Raw genomic sequence first — 16,867 nt, forward strand, 5'->3', positions numbered from 1 at the left:
AATGTTTACTTAAACATTTTAAAGATGGATTTCCAAAACCAGTTCTCCTCTGCCTTCAGCATGGTCTCCAGCGTTTTATCCACGTTTTTGGCCAGCTTGTTTATATCGGTAACCGATTTATTAAAAGTTTTAAAAGCCTCGTCCTTGCTGTCACCTTCTACCTTGCTTAGCTCGTCCAGTATCTTAATAATGGGGTCCAGTTCGCGTTTGCGGCGCTCTTTGGCTACCTGGCGGGCAATATTCCAGGTATCTTTATCAGCATAAAAATACTCTTTACGTTCGCCGGCCTTATGTTGTTTTTCTACCAGGCCCCAGCTGATGAGGTCGCGCAGGGTCATGTTAGCATTACCGCGCGAGATCTTCAGCTCTTCCATGATCTCTTCGGTGGTCAGCTCATTTGGGCTCACCAAAAGCAGCGCATGCACCTGCGCCATAGTGCGGTTTATCCCCCACTCCGATCCTAATTTACCCCATGCCTCTATAAACTTGCCTTTTGCCTCTGGTAATTGCATATACAAATATATGTATGTTATTTAACTTTCAAAACAATTTGAAAGTTTATTTGTTTATTGCTCTCCCGTATTTAACCAAACTACCTTTTGTTCGCTTTGGTGCGGCTGGCCAATAATATCGGCATACAGCTGTGGCCGGCGCGCCTTCCGGTAACGGTAGCCACCGGCTTTTGTTAAAGCATCGGCATTAATTTCGGCTATGACTATCTCGTTATCCAGGCTGGCACATTCGGCTATAATATCGCCATAAGGATCGAGGATCATCGAGCAGCCGTTCTTCAGCTGGTCGTCGTCCATACCTATCGGGTTTGAAAACACGGCATAAAGGGCGTTATCATAAGCGCGGGCCGGCAGCCATTTCATCAGCCAGGCGCGCCCTTTTAGGCCGGTAAACTCTTCGCGTAAAATGTGCTTGTTCGTTTCCTTGTCCTTCCACAATTCGGCATCCACAAAACCGGCTCCGGGCCGGGTAGATGGTGTACACATGGTTACGTGCGGCATAAAAAGGATATCGGCTCCTAACAATGCGGTTGCCCTTACGTTCTCTATAATATTGTTATCGTAGCAGATGAGGATGCCGCATGTCCACCCCAAAAGCTGAAATACGGTATAGGTATTGCCCGGTTTTATATGCGGGTTGATGAACGGATGCAGCTTGCGGTGTTTGGCAACCAGGCCGTTTTTATCCACACATATATAAGCCTTGTAAATATCACCGGCAGCATCGCGCTCAAACAGGCCTGCCAGTATGGCGATATCATATTCAGCAGCATAAGCCGTCAATTCCTTTACGCTCGGGCCGTCCGGTATAGCTTCGCACACGTCTAAAAGCTGGTCGCGGGTAAGGTGCCTTGCAAAACTGTAACCCGTAACACTGCATTCGTGAAAAGCAATTACGTCGGCTCCTTCGGCAGCGGCTTTGGCGGTTAACTGTTTTATTACAGAGAGGTTATAGGCTTTGTCGCCGCTTTTATTCTCGAACTGGGCTGTAGCAATTTTTATGGGCTGCATGGCTTATGGTTATGCACAAATGTAATAACATACGGATAGTTTAAGCCCATGCCGGTAAACAAAAAAGCCGCTTCATACTGCTATGAAACGGCTTTACAGAAATGCTTTCGCAAAAATTAGTTTGAGGCGGTAGAGCTCCAGCCATCGCTCCAGCCGGTGCTTGCTTTATCTTTGCCGCTTACCATTTTTTCGTATTTGGTAACCTGTGCAGTAGTTAAAACAGCTTTAATTTTTTTAACGGTAGTTGCGCGCAAAGGGCGGATAGCAACCAGCATTTTATCGTTATTACCTTTATGGGCCACTTTAATTTTATCAAATTTTTGTGCCGATTCGGTGTAAATAGCCGCAATTTTAGCGGTTTGCGCATCGGTTAATTTTAACTGCTGTTGCAATTCCTTTGCCTTTTCAACAGGATCTGTAGTGCCGGGGCGGCTTTGTGCATTAGCCGCTACTGTTAAGCCTAAGAACAGGCAGCACATTAACATTATTTTTTTCATGATTTATGGATTTACGTATTTTCTAATAATTTATAAAATTAGTATTTAGTTTTAATATTATTTAAATAATCCAAAATATTAACGCAACCGATTAACTACAAGCACATTATCATTATTTAAGGCTCGCCGTTAAAGGCGCGCATATAGGCATACCTTTCTTATTTTTAAAAACGAGTTTTGCCAGCTGTTTTACCTTTAAATTCGCGTCGCCCTCCGTTATTTGCAAAAACTGGTTAGGCTTTACGTTCTTAAACCGCTGCACCGTTTGGCTGCCGGCCCAGGTTATTTCAAGTTCATCAATTACTGTAGCCTGGCCAATGCCTATCTCCTGCTGTAAAGGCGAAGAGCCGAAACTGCCGCCCGAGTTTACGTCCTTATAAACGCTGCGCTTTACCCCATTTTCGGTAAAGGATAGTTTAATATGGCTGCCTATAGCTGCTTTATTGGCCTTCACCCCTTCCAGCTTCAGGCTTATCCAGTTGTTGTTGCTTTGCCCGGGGTTAAGGTACAGCGAACTGGTGTACGAATCGCCTTTGTAGGCGCCGCCCATCTCGGCATAAATATCCTGCACACCGGTGTTCCTGAAATCGGCAAAAGCAACGCCGTGGCCTTTTTGCAAATTACCCAGGCGCGACGAAGTAGTAACATCAGCAAAACGCTTGCCGCCTATATTGCGGAAAAGCTTATTTGGCACCAGCGATTTAAAATCGGGGTTACCCGTACCAAAATACATATCGGGGTAGCCATCGTTATCAATATCGCCAAAATTACCGCCCATGCTGTATACCACCTTATCCAGCCCCGCCTTAACGGTAACGTCGGTAAACTTCCCGTTATGGTTGTTACGGTATAAAAACACGTTGCCCGCCAGCGGGACAGGCTGGCCCAAAGCCTTGGCGGCCGAGTAATAGCCCAGGGAGGTGGTAAAGTTATAATCGCTTACTACAATGTCCTGCCAACCATCGTTATCAAAATCAAAAAACCAGGTAGTAAAGCTGCGCTCTTTATTATTAGCAAGCCCGGCTTCTTCGGTAGTCTCTTCAAAATCAACCATGCCACCCGGTTTGGTTTTGTTTTTAAGCAGATGTTTTTTACCATCCATGGTCGATAGGAAAACATCCATCCTGCCGTCTTTATTGTAATCTGCCGAGGTAACGCCTTTTACGTAGCCCTCCAGGTTACAATGCGCCAATGCGGCCACATTGGTAAACGTGCCATTTTTGTTATTGAGGTATAACATACATTGGTGCATGCCGCCGCCATCCATTACCGGCAGGTTTTCGGTACCTATAAATACATCCAGCCAGCCATCGTTATTAAAATCGGCCCAGGTGGCTGCCTGGGTTGGGTGAAAATACAGCAGCCCGCTTTCGGTGGTCACATCGGTAAAGGTGCCGTCGCCGTTATTGCGCAAAAGCGAGGATGGCTGATTGCCAAAACCGTCCCTAAGCCAGGCGCCCCGCAGCACAAAAATATCAATGTTGCCGTCGTTGTTATAATCGGTTTGCTGGATGTTGAGCCCGCCTGTTATCCCGGTGAGCCCGGCTTTCTCGGTAACGTTGCTGAACGTACCGTTACGGTTGTTCTGAAAATAATGCATGGGGTCTTCCAGGTCCCAGCCGGAAGTAATGATATCAATGTAGCCGTCGTTATTAAAATCATCGGTAATTACACCGCCTGCGCGGCCATTAATATTAATCCCCAGCCCTTCTGCAACATCAACAAAAGGCTTTACCTTTTCGGTGGTATCAGAATCAAGCCCCTTGATCAAAAATTGTTCGGGTACACCTTTAGGGTATTGTCCCAGCGTCATGTAAGCGATGTTGAGCAGCCAGCGCGATTGCAGATCGTGCGGGTCGGCTTTTAAAACAGCCTCGTAAATCTCGATGGCTTTTTTAGAGCCCGTTTGCAGCCGGTGCACACCGTCATCTTTTATCGGGAATATACAGGATGATCCTGTATGGTTAAGCATACAATTGCTCCGTTCGCCCAGGCGCATATAGGCTATGCCGGCAAAGGGCATCATTTCTCTTAGCGACATATAATCTACGTTCTGCAATAAATATTTGTATGCATCAACAGACTGTTGCTCCTTGCCCACTTCCAGCGATAATTCTGCTTTGGAGTAAAGCACATCTAAATTACTGCCCGGAGGGCTAACAGTTAGGATAGAGTCGAGCGAATCGAGTTTTACCTCGGGGCAAAATGAGTTTCTTGGGTTACGGTTCTCTTTAGACAGGTTGGCCAGCAACGTCACCATTTCCTGGTGCGAAGTAGTGCGGCGGCTGAATGCGATAATGACCACAAACATGGCGACAAAAAGCACGCCCGCGCCTATATATTTTATATTGTTTTTCATTTTGGGTAATACATCTTATGCTGCAAGCCGGTAAATGGGCCCGCAGCGGCATCATGTTAATATGGGCAGCCCATAGTGGGTTGCCGGTTAAGAAATTGGATTACGTGTTTTGAATGTTAAGCATAGCCGGGGTTTACAGCGCTATGCATTGCAAACTCCCGTTATATCAAACGGCTAACATTAAATAAAATTCAGGAAAGAATGCCAGGGCCGTCCGGTGGTTGCCCGGGGCCTTCAATGCTGGAGCTGGAGATATCCTGCTGTATATGTGGATGTATTTTTTTGAACGTAGTGACAATGGGGGTAGCGAACCGGTATTGCAGATGCTGGTGGCTATAAGCCACAAGCAAAAGCTTGCCAAAGGGCACATGATTTTTTTTGGGGACGGGCATATCTTTAATACCCCTGGCCTCGATGATGTTTTGACCCGAAAGTTTGGTGGTTTCGTAATTGGGCACGCACATAAGGTACATGGCCGTTTTGGTGAGCTTCATTTTTACATAGTTGTAACTGCTGCTCTCAAAATTTATTTGCCCGGCAATGTCCTCGTAATCGGCATCGTCGCCAAGGTTTGGCAGGTTTACGGCGATCTTTACTTCGGTAAGGTCTTTTAAATTGTAATGGTTCTGGGCTATCTGCTGGTTAAAGAATCTATCGCATTTATAAGTAAAATATTGATGAAAAAGCAATTGCCCCCCGATGTTGAACAACAGGATAGCAAGCAAAAATATAGCGATAGGCTTTTTCAACAGAACACAGGTATTTAATAGATGCCTAAAGTTGGCAAATTTCTATCGCTTTTCAAAATTATTCTTAATAAGAATATAACTTAATGTTAAAAAACCAGTAAAAATTAACTGCTATTAAATATTAATGAGCTTCTCAATAATATCTGCCGGGCCGGCCGGGTTGCCTTTGAGGTTCAACTGGTCGAAATAATTGTACCAGCCGGCACCCGTTACCAATGCTTCAAATGATTTGGCTAACTCATCCGTAGGGAATTTCCATATGGCAAAAAAATCATATCCAAGGCGTTCAACGGTATCAACATCGTTATCGCTCCAGGTAACTATTTCTACGCCCTGCTCCATCAGTTGCTGAACAGCGGGACCAACCTGCCCCATGTACGCGCCTCTTTCTTCAATACTCAGATCGCGCCAGGCCTGTTTGGCCGACCATACCTCTATGTAAAATTTCATTTTGCCTGGTTTTTATTTGGTAAAGCAATAATACTGATTTAAAGCACATTAATTAGTTTATCGTAATTAAATAACACCCTAAATAACGCTATTTCATCTTATCCAGCTTAGCTAAAAAAGCTTCGGCATTGGTGAGATGTTTTTCTCTTTTTTCAACTGGCATTTTATCGAAAGTTTTAATGAGCATACCCAGCCGTGGGTTAGCCAAAAAGAAATTTCGATGCACGTGCATAAACCGCCAGAATAAACCATCCCACACATCCTGCCAGGGGCCTTTTGGCCAATCGCCCATTTTTAACAGGTAATTGCTGCCGCTGATATAGGGTTTGGTGGTCATCAGCCCGCCATCGGCAAACTGTGTCATACCGTAGGTGTTGGGTACCATTACCCAATCGTAAGCATCAATGTACATTTCCATAAACCAGCGGTAAACGTCATTCGGGTCAAATTCGCACAGAAGCATAAAATTGCCCATAATCATCAGCCGTTCTATGTGGTGCGAATAACTGGTACGGAGCAGGCGTTTTATCACAATATCAACCGGGGCGATACCGGTTTCGCCTTTCCAGAAAGAGTAGGGTATTTTGCGGGTAAAGCCCCAGTAATTTTTGGTGCGTTGTTTTACGTGTTCGCGCTCGTAAACAATATGGATAAACTCGCGCCAGCCCATTACCTGCCTGATGAAGCCTTCAAGCGAATTTAAAGGCACATCGTACTCGCTTGCCGCCTCCATTGCCTTATCTATTATTTGCTGCGGGTTTAATAAACCGATATTGAGCATGGGTGTAAGTACAGCGTGATAAAGAAAGCTTTCGCCCGATACCATGGCATCTTCATAAATACCAAAATTGCCAAACCGCTGCTTTAAAAAATCATCCAGCCATTGTTCTGCCTCTTCAAAATTAACGGGGTAAAAGCCACTAAGATTACCAAAGGGCGATGCGGTACTGCCGGGGTTATCCGGGTAATGTTTATCCACCCATTCGGATGCTTCCACAACGTGCATGTTCTTTTTCGGAACATTCAACAGCGGCACTGCACCGCTCTTCGGAAACTTAAGGCGATTTTCGGTATCGTAGGTCCATTTGCCGCCAATGGGTTTTCCATCCGCTTCCAACAGTATATTTCTTTGCTTGCGCTGGGCGATATAAAAATCAGTCTGGAAATAAGTTTTCCGCCCGTCAAAATAATCGGCCACGTCACCAGCGCTATTGAGCCAGTTAGGGCTGCGGTATTGGGCAAGTTGTATGCCATGCTCCGTACATTTCCTGTCGAGGCGTTTTTCCAGCCAATCGTCGGCCACATGAGCATAGTGAACGGTTTTTACGCCTTGCTCCGCAAGGTGCGGAATAAGTTTCCGGATATCGCAAAGCGGGTTGGTGGCTTCGATGTAAGTAACATCTATACCCAGGCCACTGAGGTGTTCGGCATAGCATTTCATCGATGCCCTATGCAGTACCAATTTCTTTTTATGGAAATTGTATTGGTTAAAAAACAGCCATTCTTCCACCAGGTAAACCGGGCGGGATGGATTAACTGCCGGATGATGCTTGAATAGCTGATGCGGAAAAATCAGGGTAATATGATCCATTTTTACTAAACGTTCGGCGCTGGCGAATGTTCAGCGAAAGACGAAGTGATGCGCAGGAAATTTAACGTTCGGCTAATTCGGGCCGGGGCCGATAAAGAGAAGTGATGACTTTGCGAAGGGGTTTTTCTACAAAAAGGTGCGTGAGACTGGCGAAGCATATCAACGCCACAATATAGTTAACCAGCGCCGTAGGCGTTGCAACCGGCTGTATGTAACGGATGTAAAATACATATAAAGGGTACTGCATAATGTACATGGCGTAACTAATGTCGCCTAAAAAAATAATTGGCCGCGAGGTAATAAATTTTGTATGCTTTGTTTTAAAACTGGTGATGGCCATTATAAACACAAAATAAACCGGTGCCAATAAGCCTCCCTTTAAAAGTGCAGAGCTATGAGGGGCATAATATTTCGCCAGCAAGATTACTACACCTGCTACAATTGCAGCAATCAGGCTGTTACGCGATCTGTTAAAGAACGGAATGCTTTTCTTATTAAAACACTCCCCGGCCAACATCCCGAACATAAACACCGATATCAGCAATAGTGGGTTCATGTAAATTGCATCTACAAGCCGTCTCGTAATAAACGGCAGGTCGGCCTTGTACCAGGGATAAAGCAAGTACGTGGCCGCCACAGTTACTAAATAATAAAACCAAACAAACCATGTAAAAACGTTACTGTTCCTCCGCATGCGCTGTGCAATAAACGGAAAAAGTAAATAAAACATAATCTCGCAGGAGATGGACCAGCCCGGATAATTAAATGAGCCTACGTAAAGCCATTGTTGCACGCCCAACATTTCAAACAAGATCTTGTATTTTACTGATGGGCCGTCGATAGCTTGTATGCCGTAATGAAAGAACAATAGTATTAAAATGGCGAGTAGATATAACGGGTAGATGCGGGCTATCCGCTTAATGTAAAACTCTTTTTTCGGAAACACGCTTTGCGCGTTACCCAAAAACCTGGCGTTAGAAACGGTTAACACAAACCCGGATATAAAGAAGAAAATATTAACCGCTTCGTTACCGTTTTTTATAACCGGCGTAAGATCAGTTCGTACCCCGGGCGGGCTATAATGAAACAATACAACTACCAAAGCTGCTATAAACCTAACTGCGTATAAAGTATTGGTGTTTCTCTCCATTGATGTGTATACGAAAATAGGATAAATTATTTATCCGTAAAATAGGGGTAAAACCCCTGCCCCTTGTATTAAGGGTATGATAAAGATATTAGTTACAGGTGCCACGGGTTTTATAGGGCGCGAGCTTTGCCTGGCGCTTGCCGGTAAAGGTTACCAGGTAAGGGCGCTTTGCCGCAACACCAATCACCCTTATCTCATCAAACATAAAAATATTGTACCCGTGCAGGGGGACATCCTGTATCCCGATAGCCTTAAAAAAGCCATGCAGGATTGCACACAGGTTTACCATACCGCCGCCCTCGCCAAAATGTGGTGTCGTAACCCCGATGCTTTTTACGATACCAATGTTATTGGCACCCGCAATGTGCTTAGCGCTGCAACAAATGCAGGCGTTGCAAAATTGGTGTATACCAGCACCTGTGGGGTATGGGGGCCAACGCTCAATTTCCCGCTGAGCGAGGATGAGCCGCGAATAGTGGGTTTCCCCATTGTTTACGAACGCACCAAATACCTGGCCGAACTGGAGGTACAGCAATTTGTAAACCAAGGATTAAATGTAGTTACCGTAAACCCGTCCCGCGTTTTTGGCGAAGGGCCGGTTACCGATAGTAATACCGTAAGCAAAATGGTGAGCGGCTATTTGCGCGGTAAATGGCGCATTATCCCCGGCAATGGCGAGCAGGTGGCCAACTACGCCTACCTGCCCGACGTGGTAAACGGGCACATTGCAGCCATGGAAAAAGGGTTGAAGGGTAACCGCTATATTTTAGGCGGAGAGGATATCAGCTTTAACCAATTCTTTAGTACAGTAGGCACTGCATCGGGCATAAAACATCGCATGCTGCGTGTTCCGCAAAAAGCTATTAAACTTTACAGCCACGTAGAGCAATTTAAGACCCGCCTAACGGGATTACCACCCTTCTTTTTACCCGAATTTGCCGATCGCCTGAAATTCGATCAAAAATACAGCAGCCAAAAAGCTGCCATGCAACTGGGCTACCGCATCACCCCCTTTGGCGATGCCATGCAAAAAACTGTTGACTACTTAAAGCAAACCTGAGCCATGCAACAACTAACCGCAATTATTACCGGTGCGAGCGAGGGTTTGGGCAAATCCTTCGCTATTGAACTGGCGCGTCGCAACATCAATTTGGTACTGGTGGCATTGCCCGGCTCGGGGTTGCCGCAATTGGCCGCATACATCCGCAAGAATTTCAACATCCGGGTTGATGAGCTGGAAATGGATCTCACCGATGCCGAAAACTACCACAACATATTTAACTACCTGCAGTTGGTTGGCATTACGGCGCATATGCTCATCAACAACGCCGGACTGGGGAACTGGTCGTGGTTTGAGGATAAGAATATCATCTTCTATAAAAAGCAAATAGAGCTGAACGTGATCACCCCGGTTTTGCTAACGCGACTGTTTTTAGAACAGGCCGGCAGCAAAACAACATCCTACATCCTGAACGTGGGGAGTTTGGGCGGCTTATTTGTGGTGCCTAAGAAACAGGTTTACGGGGCAACCAAATCTTTCATCCGTTACTTTACCAAATGCTTGCAGCTGGAGCTGTCGGGCAGCAACGTGCGGATCAGCCTGCTGAGTCCGGGCGGCATCAACACTAAGCCCGAACTGCTGGTGATGAACAATAAGCTAAAAGGCATCGCCAGGGCAACCATACTGGAGGCTGAAGACGTAGCGCGTATAGCGATAGATGGGATGCTAAGAGGAAAAAAAGAGATCATCCCCGGAGCTGTTAACCGCTTGCTGGTTTTGCTAAACAGTATGCTGCCCGCGTTCGTTAAGGAGAGCATTATCAGGAGCCGTTTAAAATTGATCCTTAAAAGATAATGATACGCGCTATAAACACCTCCCGCCACGTAAAAAATCTGCAAGGGTTTTTCAACAGCATCCGCAACACCTTCGAGGTGCCTGACAGCGAAACCCTAACCGTGGTTTCGGGTAAATTCAGCGGGCTTACTTTTGAATTTGAAACCGGCGTTTGTAATGTAGTTACGCTCAACGGCTGCATCTCCTTCGATCTCACCGGCGACTTTACTCCCGAGGCATTAATAAGGGGGCTGGTGAAACACCATATTATTAAAGATGTAGACCTGGACGAGGCGTAAAGCCATCAGCTTTATTATGCAAGCATAGCTTTTCCATCTGTAAAAATTACCTAATTTTACCGGCGAACCAATTACGCCTGCATGGAAAGCATAGCTCCTTATAGATCTCAGCACAAAATCCGTTTTGTTACCGCCGCATCGCTTTTTGATGGGCACGATGCCACCATTAACATTATGCGCCGCATATTGCAAAGCACCGGTGCAGAGGTGATCCACCTGGGGCACAACCGCAGTGTGGATGAGGTGGTAAACTGTGCTATACAGGAAGACGTGCAGGGCATAGCCCTCACCAGCTACCAGGGCGGGCACGTAGAGTACTTTAAATACATGCGCGATCTGCTCAACGAGCGGGGCGCACAGCATATTAAAATTTTCGGCGGCGGCGGCGGCGTGTTCCTGCCGCATGAGATAGCCGAACTGCACGCCTACGGTATCACCCGCATCTACTCACCCGACGATGGCCGCACCATGGGCCTGCAGGGGATGATAAACGACATGATGCAGGCTTGCGATAGCCTCACCCCAACCCTCTCCAGAGGAGAGGGGGCTATTGACGGAAACAAGAAAGTACTCTCCTTTGGAGAGGATTTAGGTGAGGCTACTATAATAGCCCAGCTAATAACAGCTGCCGAACTCGGCAATCCCCACATACAACCACTCACCACTCACCATTCTCCACTCACTACCCCCGTCCTCGGCATTACCGGTACGGGTGGTTCGGGGAAATCATCGCTGGTAGATGAGTTTGTACGGCGGTTTTTGATGGAGACGGATAAAACGCTGGCCATTATCTCCGTAGATCCATCCAAACGCAAAACGGGCGGCGCTTTATTGGGCGACAGGATACGGATGAACGCCATAAACAGTCCGAAAATTTACATGCGTTCATTGGCTACCCGGCAGGCTAATCTGGCTTTAAGCAAACACGTACAGGAGGCTATTGATATTTGCAAGGCTGCCGGTTATGATATGGTGATCGTAGAAACCAGCGGCATCGGCCAATCGGATACCATGATCACCGATTACTGCGACCTCTCTTTATATGTAATGACACCCGAATTTGGCGCGGCCACCCAGCTGGAAAAAATAGACATGCTGGATTTTGCCGACCTGGTGGCACTCAACAAATTCGACAAGCGTGGCGCTTTAGATGCCATCCGCGATGTGCGCAAGCAATATAAACGCAACCACATGCTCTTCAGCGCCAAAGACGACGACCTGCCCGTTTACGGCACCATGGCCTCCCAGTTTAACGACCCGGGCATGAACACCCTTTTTGCCGCCATTATGAAAACGGTTAAAAACAAAACAGGTGTTGACTTACTGGAAGGCAAGGAGCTAAAGGTAAAAGGCGACGAATCGGAAAAGATCTACATCATTCCGCCGGACAGGATCCGCTACCTGGCAGAGATAGCCGAAAGCAGCGCGGCTTATACCGATTGGGTGAATGAGCAGTGTAAGATAGCGCAGCAGTTGTTTCAGGTAAAGGGGACTATCGATTTATTGGCGAAACACACCCCTAACCCCTCTCAAGAGGGGAACAAAAACGTAGAGACGCAATACTTTGCGTCTCCCGCTATGCAAGGCGCCGATGCAAAGGCAGTAGAGATGCGAAGTATCGCTTCTCTACAAGATATCTACACCCACCTCGAAAGCCACCTGCATCCCGATTGCAAGCGCCTGTTAAAAGAATGGCCCGAAACTGTTGCCAAATACAAGGCCGAAAATTTCATTTATAAAGTGCGCGATAAGGAAATAAAACAACCTTTATATTATACCTCGCTATCGCAATTAAGTATCCCCAAAATATCCCTGCCCAAATACGAGGCCTGGGGCGATATTTTGCGCTGGCTGCTTACCGAGAATGTTCCCGGCGAGTTCCCCTACGCGGCGGGTGTATTCCCTCTAAAGCGCGAGGGCGAAGACCCCACCCGCATGTTCGCCGGGGAAGGCGGCCCCGAGCGGACCAACAAACGTTTCCATTATGTATCATTAGGGCAACCGGCGCACCGGCTCTCCACCGCATTCGATTCGGTTACGCTGTATGGCGAGGACCCGCATATCCGCCCGGATATCTACGGCAAAATAGGCAACTCCGGTGTAAGCATCGCCACGCTGGATGATGCCAAAAAGCTGTACTCTGGTTTCGATCTCTGCCATGCCAGCACGTCTGTAAGCATGACCATCAACGGCCCTGCCCCTATGCTGCTTGGCTTCTTTATGAATGCCGCCATAGATCAGCAATGCGAAAAATATATTGCCGAACATCAACTGGAGCATTTGGTAGAGGCAAAGTACAAGAAATTGTATGATGATAAGGGGGTGGTGAAGCCGCAGTACCAGGGCGGTGATTTACCAGCAGGAAATAGCGGTTTAGGTTTAACATTGTTAGGGCTAACCGGCGACCAAATTCTCCCACCGGAGGTTTACGAAAAGATCCGCGCCTATGCCATTGCCACCGTGCGCGGCACCGTGCAGGCAGATATTTTAAAGGAGGACCAGGCGCAAAACACCTGCATCTTCTCCACAGAATTTGCCCTGCGGATGATGGGCGATATCCAGCAGTATTTTATAAAGGAGAAGGTGCGGAATTTTTATTCGGTATCTATCTCCGGCTATCACATCGCCGAGGCGGGGGCCAACCCAATAACACAGCTGGCTTTTACACTGAGCAACGGCTTTACTTATGTGGAATACTATTTAAGTCGCGGCATGCATATCGACGATTTCGCACCTAACTTATCGTTCTTCTTCAGCAATGGTATCGATCCGGAATATTCGGTTATTGGTCGTGTAGCGAGGCGCATCTGGGCAAAGGCCATTAAAAATAAATACAAGGGTAACGACAGGTCGCAAAAGCTGAAATACCATATCCAAACCAGCGGCCGCTCGCTGCATGCACAGGAGATAGACTTTAATGATATCCGAACCACCTTGCAGGCCTTATACGCTATTTACGATAACTGTAATTCGCTGCATACCAATGCATATGATGAAGCAATCACTACACCTACGGAAGAATCCGTACGCCGGGCAATGGCTATTCAGCTCATCATTAACCGCGAGCTCGGCCTCGCCAAAAATGAGAACCCGATACAGGGCGCCTTCATCATCGAGGAACTAACCGACCTGGTGGAACAAGCCGTGTTGACCGAATTCAAGGCCATTAACGACCGCGGCGGCGTGCTTGGTGCCATGGAAACCATGTACCAGCGCAGCAAGATCCAGGAAGAATCGCTCTATTACGAAACCCTTAAACACACCGGCGAATACCCCATCATAGGTGTAAATACCTTCCTTAACAAAAAAGGCTCGCCCACGCTGATCCCATCCGAAGTGATCCGCGCTACCGAGGAAGAAAAGCAATACCAGATAGAAGCCCTGCACCTGTTTCAAAAACGGAATGAGAAAAAAGCCCCCGGCTTATTAAAGGAATTGCAGCAACGCGCTATAGCCGGCGATAACATCTTCGAAAGCCTGATGGAAGCCTGCAAATATTGCAGCCTTGGGCAGATAAGCCATGCGCTTTACGAGGTTGGCGGGCAGTACAGGAGGAATATGTAGGAGCGGCGAGCCCTCCCTGAAGGGGGAGCTTTTGATTTGCAGGACAGGTGCAATAGGGATTGTAAGGGTTTAGCCACGGGTGTGTCGGGCCAGTGCGCAATGGCAGCGGGGCCGCAGCGAAGCGGAGCCCTGCAAAGCCCGGCCCGCAGGGATTGCCAATGAAAACACGATTACTGCTGCTGCTCCTCGGCGGTGCCCTCGTCTATCAGCAATTTAAAGCGCTTAAACATGTTGCCTTCAACGCTGATGGACTTGAGTATGCCGCCGAGCCGCCATACTTTGCCGTTGTTTGCGTTGAGATCGGCCTCCGTCCATTTATTTTTTAACACAATATACTCAAAAGCAAATATCGATGTGGCCTTTCTGTTGGATGCAGTAACAAATAAGGTATCGGTACCATTAGATGCACTGGTAATACTGTTAAAGGCTTGCTTTACCGATACGGGGTGTCCTGGTAACAGGATGGGTTTACCCACAAATCCGATCACTTTTTTCAAAGCTTCCGGTTTGGTAACCGTGCCCAGATCCATTAAGCCCGATTCGGAAAGAATATACATGTAGCGCAACGCCGCTGCCCGGTTCCCATTTATATCTGCCTGTGGGATACTGTTTAAAAGAGATTGCGATAATTTATTCGCAGTTGGCCAGTCCTCGGCTTCGAGACTACTGATCAGGCTGCTCCATTTTTGGTCATCGTCGGCAGATTGCGCCCGGGCTACAGAAAATGAAAGAAAAATTAACGCTGCAAAAAGAAGTCTTTTCATTGTTAAAGTTTTACTTCACTTTCACAAAATCCAGATCCTGGAAATCGTAGCTAAAATCTGTCGCGGGGCTTATGGCTTTCATTTTCAACCCCAATGGTTTGCCATTCTCATCAGTAGTGAACATGGCGAAGGCGTCGGCGTCCATACTGCGTTTGTTCCATTTTACCACAAAAGTGTTGCCTTTATAAAAGAACATTTGGCCGGTTAAGTGCGGCGAACGTTTGGATGCGAACCAAAGTTGCCCATCCTTTTGGCTGATGGTAACATCGCCCAGCCAGTTATCGTGGTAAGTGCCCGCGTAAAGGCTGCCATCCACCGCCGCTTTCTTTTGCTCTTCCACCTGTTTCCAAACATCGGCCACTACTTTACCCGCACCAGCCATACCGGCTTTTTCGTTGTCGCTGAAAACTTTAACCCAGTCGCGGCCGGTATCGCCGATGTAGCTGTCGATGATCTCGTTGGTAACAGAACTAAATGCTCCGCCCGATTGCTGGTTGGTGAGCACGATAATGCCCAGTTTCAGCTCGGGGAATAGTGTTACCTGCGTAACCATGCCATCCAGGCCGCCAGTGTGACTAACCTTTAAATAGCCTTTTGCATCGTTCAGAAACCAACCTAAACCGTAACCTGCAAAGTGTGTATTGTATGAACCCGGCCCGGAAGGCAACGGCGTTTGCACCGACCACATTTGGCGATGAATGGTGCTGCTGAAAATATTTTTGGCCAGCGCATCACCGTATTTACCGTCGTTCATTTGCATAATGGCCCATTTGGCCAGGTCGTTTACGCTACTGTAAATACCGCCTGCAGCATTGGTAGGTTCGCTGGTATTGCGGGGGATAACCACTACCTTGCCATCAACCGGCGCATGCGCATCGATATAGTTCTTTGTGTTTTTTATACGACTGTATGAGGCAAAGCTGCCCGTCATTTGCAGCGGCTTCATAATGCGGGTCTCAATAAAATCTTCCCAGCTCATTCCGCTTACCCGGGCAATTACCTCGCCGGCTACAATATATAGCTGGTTATCATAATCAAACTTGCTGCGGAAACTGCTCACCGGTTTCAGGTAGCGCAGGTTGTGGATAATATCTTTTACCGTAAAATCGGTCGAATCCGGGAAGATCATCAGATCGCCCGCACCAAGGCCCAAACCGCTGCGGTGGGTAAGCAAGTCGCGGATGGTGAACTCGGCGGTAACATACGGGTCGAACATCTTAAACTCGGGGATGTAGTCTGTTACCTTATCATCCAGTTTCAGTTTACCCTCATCCACCAAAATTCCAATAGCGGCAGTAGTAAAAGCCTTGCTGTTTGATGCAATGCCGAACAGCGTATTACCGTCAACCTTTTTCTGCGTACGCAACGATGCCACCCCATACCCGTTAGCATACACCAGTTTGCCATCTTTTACAACAGCCACGGCAATACCGGGCACATCAAAGGTCTTAAGCGCGAGTTGAGCCAGGCTGTCGATCTTTGCCGGGGCCATTTGGGCGGTTGCAGTATTAAATGCCAATGCGCAAAACGCGAGCGTAAGTATAGGGCGGAGATTCATGGTGATAATGTTTATGTTGAGTAGCTAAATATAAGAAAGGGAGATGATAAATCAGCGGTTCTCTATTAGCTAATATTTATTGCTTTTTGCTCTTCAGTTCTTCGTTAGGAACTTGCAGTAAGTTATGCTAAGCCTGTGGATGTTACTTTCTTTTTTTCCGCTAAAAAGAAAGTAACCAAAGAAAAAACTCTCGGCTGCGCCCTGTTCTATGAAAGATTCTGCTTTAGCAAGCCAGTGGTTAACGAACAGGACAAAGCCGATTAGAAGCGGGCTTCGCTGGGTTCGGTAAGTTAATTTCCTTATATCAGCAGATAAGCTTCGAGCGAAAGCGGGCAGAACGTGGTGGGCTGTGCGCAGGGAAAGGGCATAGTGAATTTTTGCTGAAGCGTGGGGCATGAGCGGCAAAGCAAGGGGCAAATTTTCACAGCCCGTGAGTTCTGCCCGGTTTGCAGGGCAAAGGCCTGTGCGGCAAAGAAGCCTCTCTGCTGAAAGCAGTTATTCGCTATCGCTCATGAGACCGCTGCGCTAA

The 16,867-nt window shown here is 47.3% G+C and carries 14 protein-coding genes; 4 read left to right on the forward strand and 10 right to left on the reverse strand.

Features of this window, described 5'->3' with window-relative positions; genetic code table 11:
- Positions 1-5: 5 nt before the first annotated feature.
- The 8 genes from IDJ77_RS16685 to IDJ77_RS16720 form a co-directional block, all read right to left on the reverse strand.
- Positions 6-512: a GbsR/MarR family transcriptional regulator gene (locus tag IDJ77_RS16685; RefSeq protein ID WP_191190105.1), complete on the reverse strand. Its 507-nt coding sequence runs from the start codon at positions 510-512 to the stop codon at positions 6-8.
- 54 nt (positions 513-566) lie between these two features.
- On the reverse strand, positions 567-1,523 hold the full coding sequence (locus IDJ77_RS16690) for a nitrilase family protein (RefSeq protein ID WP_191190106.1): 957 nt from the start codon (positions 1,521-1,523) through the stop codon (positions 567-569).
- Between the two features lie 116 nt (positions 1,524-1,639).
- Positions 1,640-2,020 (reverse strand): hypothetical protein, encoded by a 381-nt coding sequence (locus tag IDJ77_RS16695; protein WP_191190107.1) that lies wholly within the window; start codon positions 2,018-2,020, stop codon positions 1,640-1,642.
- A 112-nt stretch (positions 2,021-2,132) separates the two neighbouring features.
- Positions 2,133-4,379: a CRTAC1 family protein gene (locus IDJ77_RS16700; RefSeq protein WP_224751132.1), complete on the reverse strand. Its 2,247-nt coding sequence runs from the start codon at positions 4,377-4,379 to the stop codon at positions 2,133-2,135.
- A gap of 191 nt (positions 4,380-4,570) precedes the next feature.
- Positions 4,571-5,128 (reverse strand): hypothetical protein, encoded by a 558-nt coding sequence (locus tag IDJ77_RS16705; protein WP_191190108.1) that lies wholly within the window; start codon positions 5,126-5,128, stop codon positions 4,571-4,573.
- Between the two features lie 114 nt (positions 5,129-5,242).
- Positions 5,243-5,578 carry a DUF6616 family protein gene (locus tag IDJ77_RS16710; RefSeq protein WP_191190109.1) on the reverse strand — a complete coding sequence of 112 codons (336 nt, stop codon included), beginning with the start codon at positions 5,576-5,578 and terminating at the stop codon, positions 5,243-5,245.
- Positions 5,579-5,666: 88 nt separating this feature from the next.
- Positions 5,667-7,169 carry a cryptochrome/photolyase family protein gene (locus tag IDJ77_RS16715; protein ID WP_191190110.1) on the reverse strand — a complete coding sequence of 501 codons (1,503 nt, stop codon included), beginning with the start codon at positions 7,167-7,169 and terminating at the stop codon, positions 5,667-5,669.
- A gap of 61 nt (positions 7,170-7,230) precedes the next feature.
- Complete coding sequence (locus IDJ77_RS16720) at positions 7,231-8,319, reverse strand: acyltransferase family protein (RefSeq protein ID WP_191190111.1); 1,089 nt, start codon at positions 8,317-8,319, stop codon at positions 7,231-7,233.
- A gap of 76 nt (positions 8,320-8,395) precedes the next feature.
- Between IDJ77_RS16720 and IDJ77_RS16725 the strand changes: the two genes are divergently transcribed.
- From IDJ77_RS16725 to IDJ77_RS16740, 4 genes are all read left to right on the forward strand, one after another.
- Entirely contained in the window at positions 8,396-9,379 is a 984-nt protein-coding gene (locus IDJ77_RS16725) for an NAD-dependent epimerase/dehydratase family protein (RefSeq protein WP_191190112.1), read from the forward strand.
- A 3-nt stretch (positions 9,380-9,382) separates the two neighbouring features.
- Positions 9,383-10,174 (forward strand): SDR family NAD(P)-dependent oxidoreductase, encoded by a 792-nt coding sequence (locus IDJ77_RS16730; protein WP_191190113.1) that lies wholly within the window; start codon positions 9,383-9,385, stop codon positions 10,172-10,174.
- The gene (locus IDJ77_RS16735; RefSeq protein ID WP_191190114.1) at positions 10,174-10,452 is read left to right on the forward strand and encodes a hypothetical protein; all 279 of its coding nucleotides are present in this window, start codon (positions 10,174-10,176) and stop codon (positions 10,450-10,452) included. Before IDJ77_RS16730 ends, IDJ77_RS16735 begins: the two co-directional genes overlap by 1 nt.
- Before the next feature lie 81 nt (positions 10,453-10,533).
- The gene (locus IDJ77_RS16740) at positions 10,534-14,016 is read left to right on the forward strand and encodes a methylmalonyl-CoA mutase family protein (protein ID WP_191190115.1); all 3,483 of its coding nucleotides are present in this window, start codon (positions 10,534-10,536) and stop codon (positions 14,014-14,016) included.
- 170 nt (positions 14,017-14,186) lie between these two features.
- Here the strand turns inward: IDJ77_RS16740 and IDJ77_RS16745 are convergent, their stop codons facing one another.
- Entirely contained in the window at positions 14,187-14,780 is a 594-nt protein-coding gene (locus tag IDJ77_RS16745) for a hypothetical protein (protein WP_191190116.1), read from the reverse strand.
- 10 nt (positions 14,781-14,790) lie between these two features.
- Positions 14,791-16,338 carry a serine hydrolase gene (locus IDJ77_RS16750; protein ID WP_191190117.1) on the reverse strand — a complete coding sequence of 516 codons (1,548 nt, stop codon included), beginning with the start codon at positions 16,336-16,338 and terminating at the stop codon, positions 14,791-14,793.
- Between the last annotated feature and the right edge of the window lie 529 nt (positions 16,339-16,867).

The organism is Mucilaginibacter pankratovii (assembly GCF_014773265.1).
GTDB lineage: Bacteria > Bacteroidota > Bacteroidia > Sphingobacteriales > Sphingobacteriaceae > Mucilaginibacter > Mucilaginibacter pankratovii.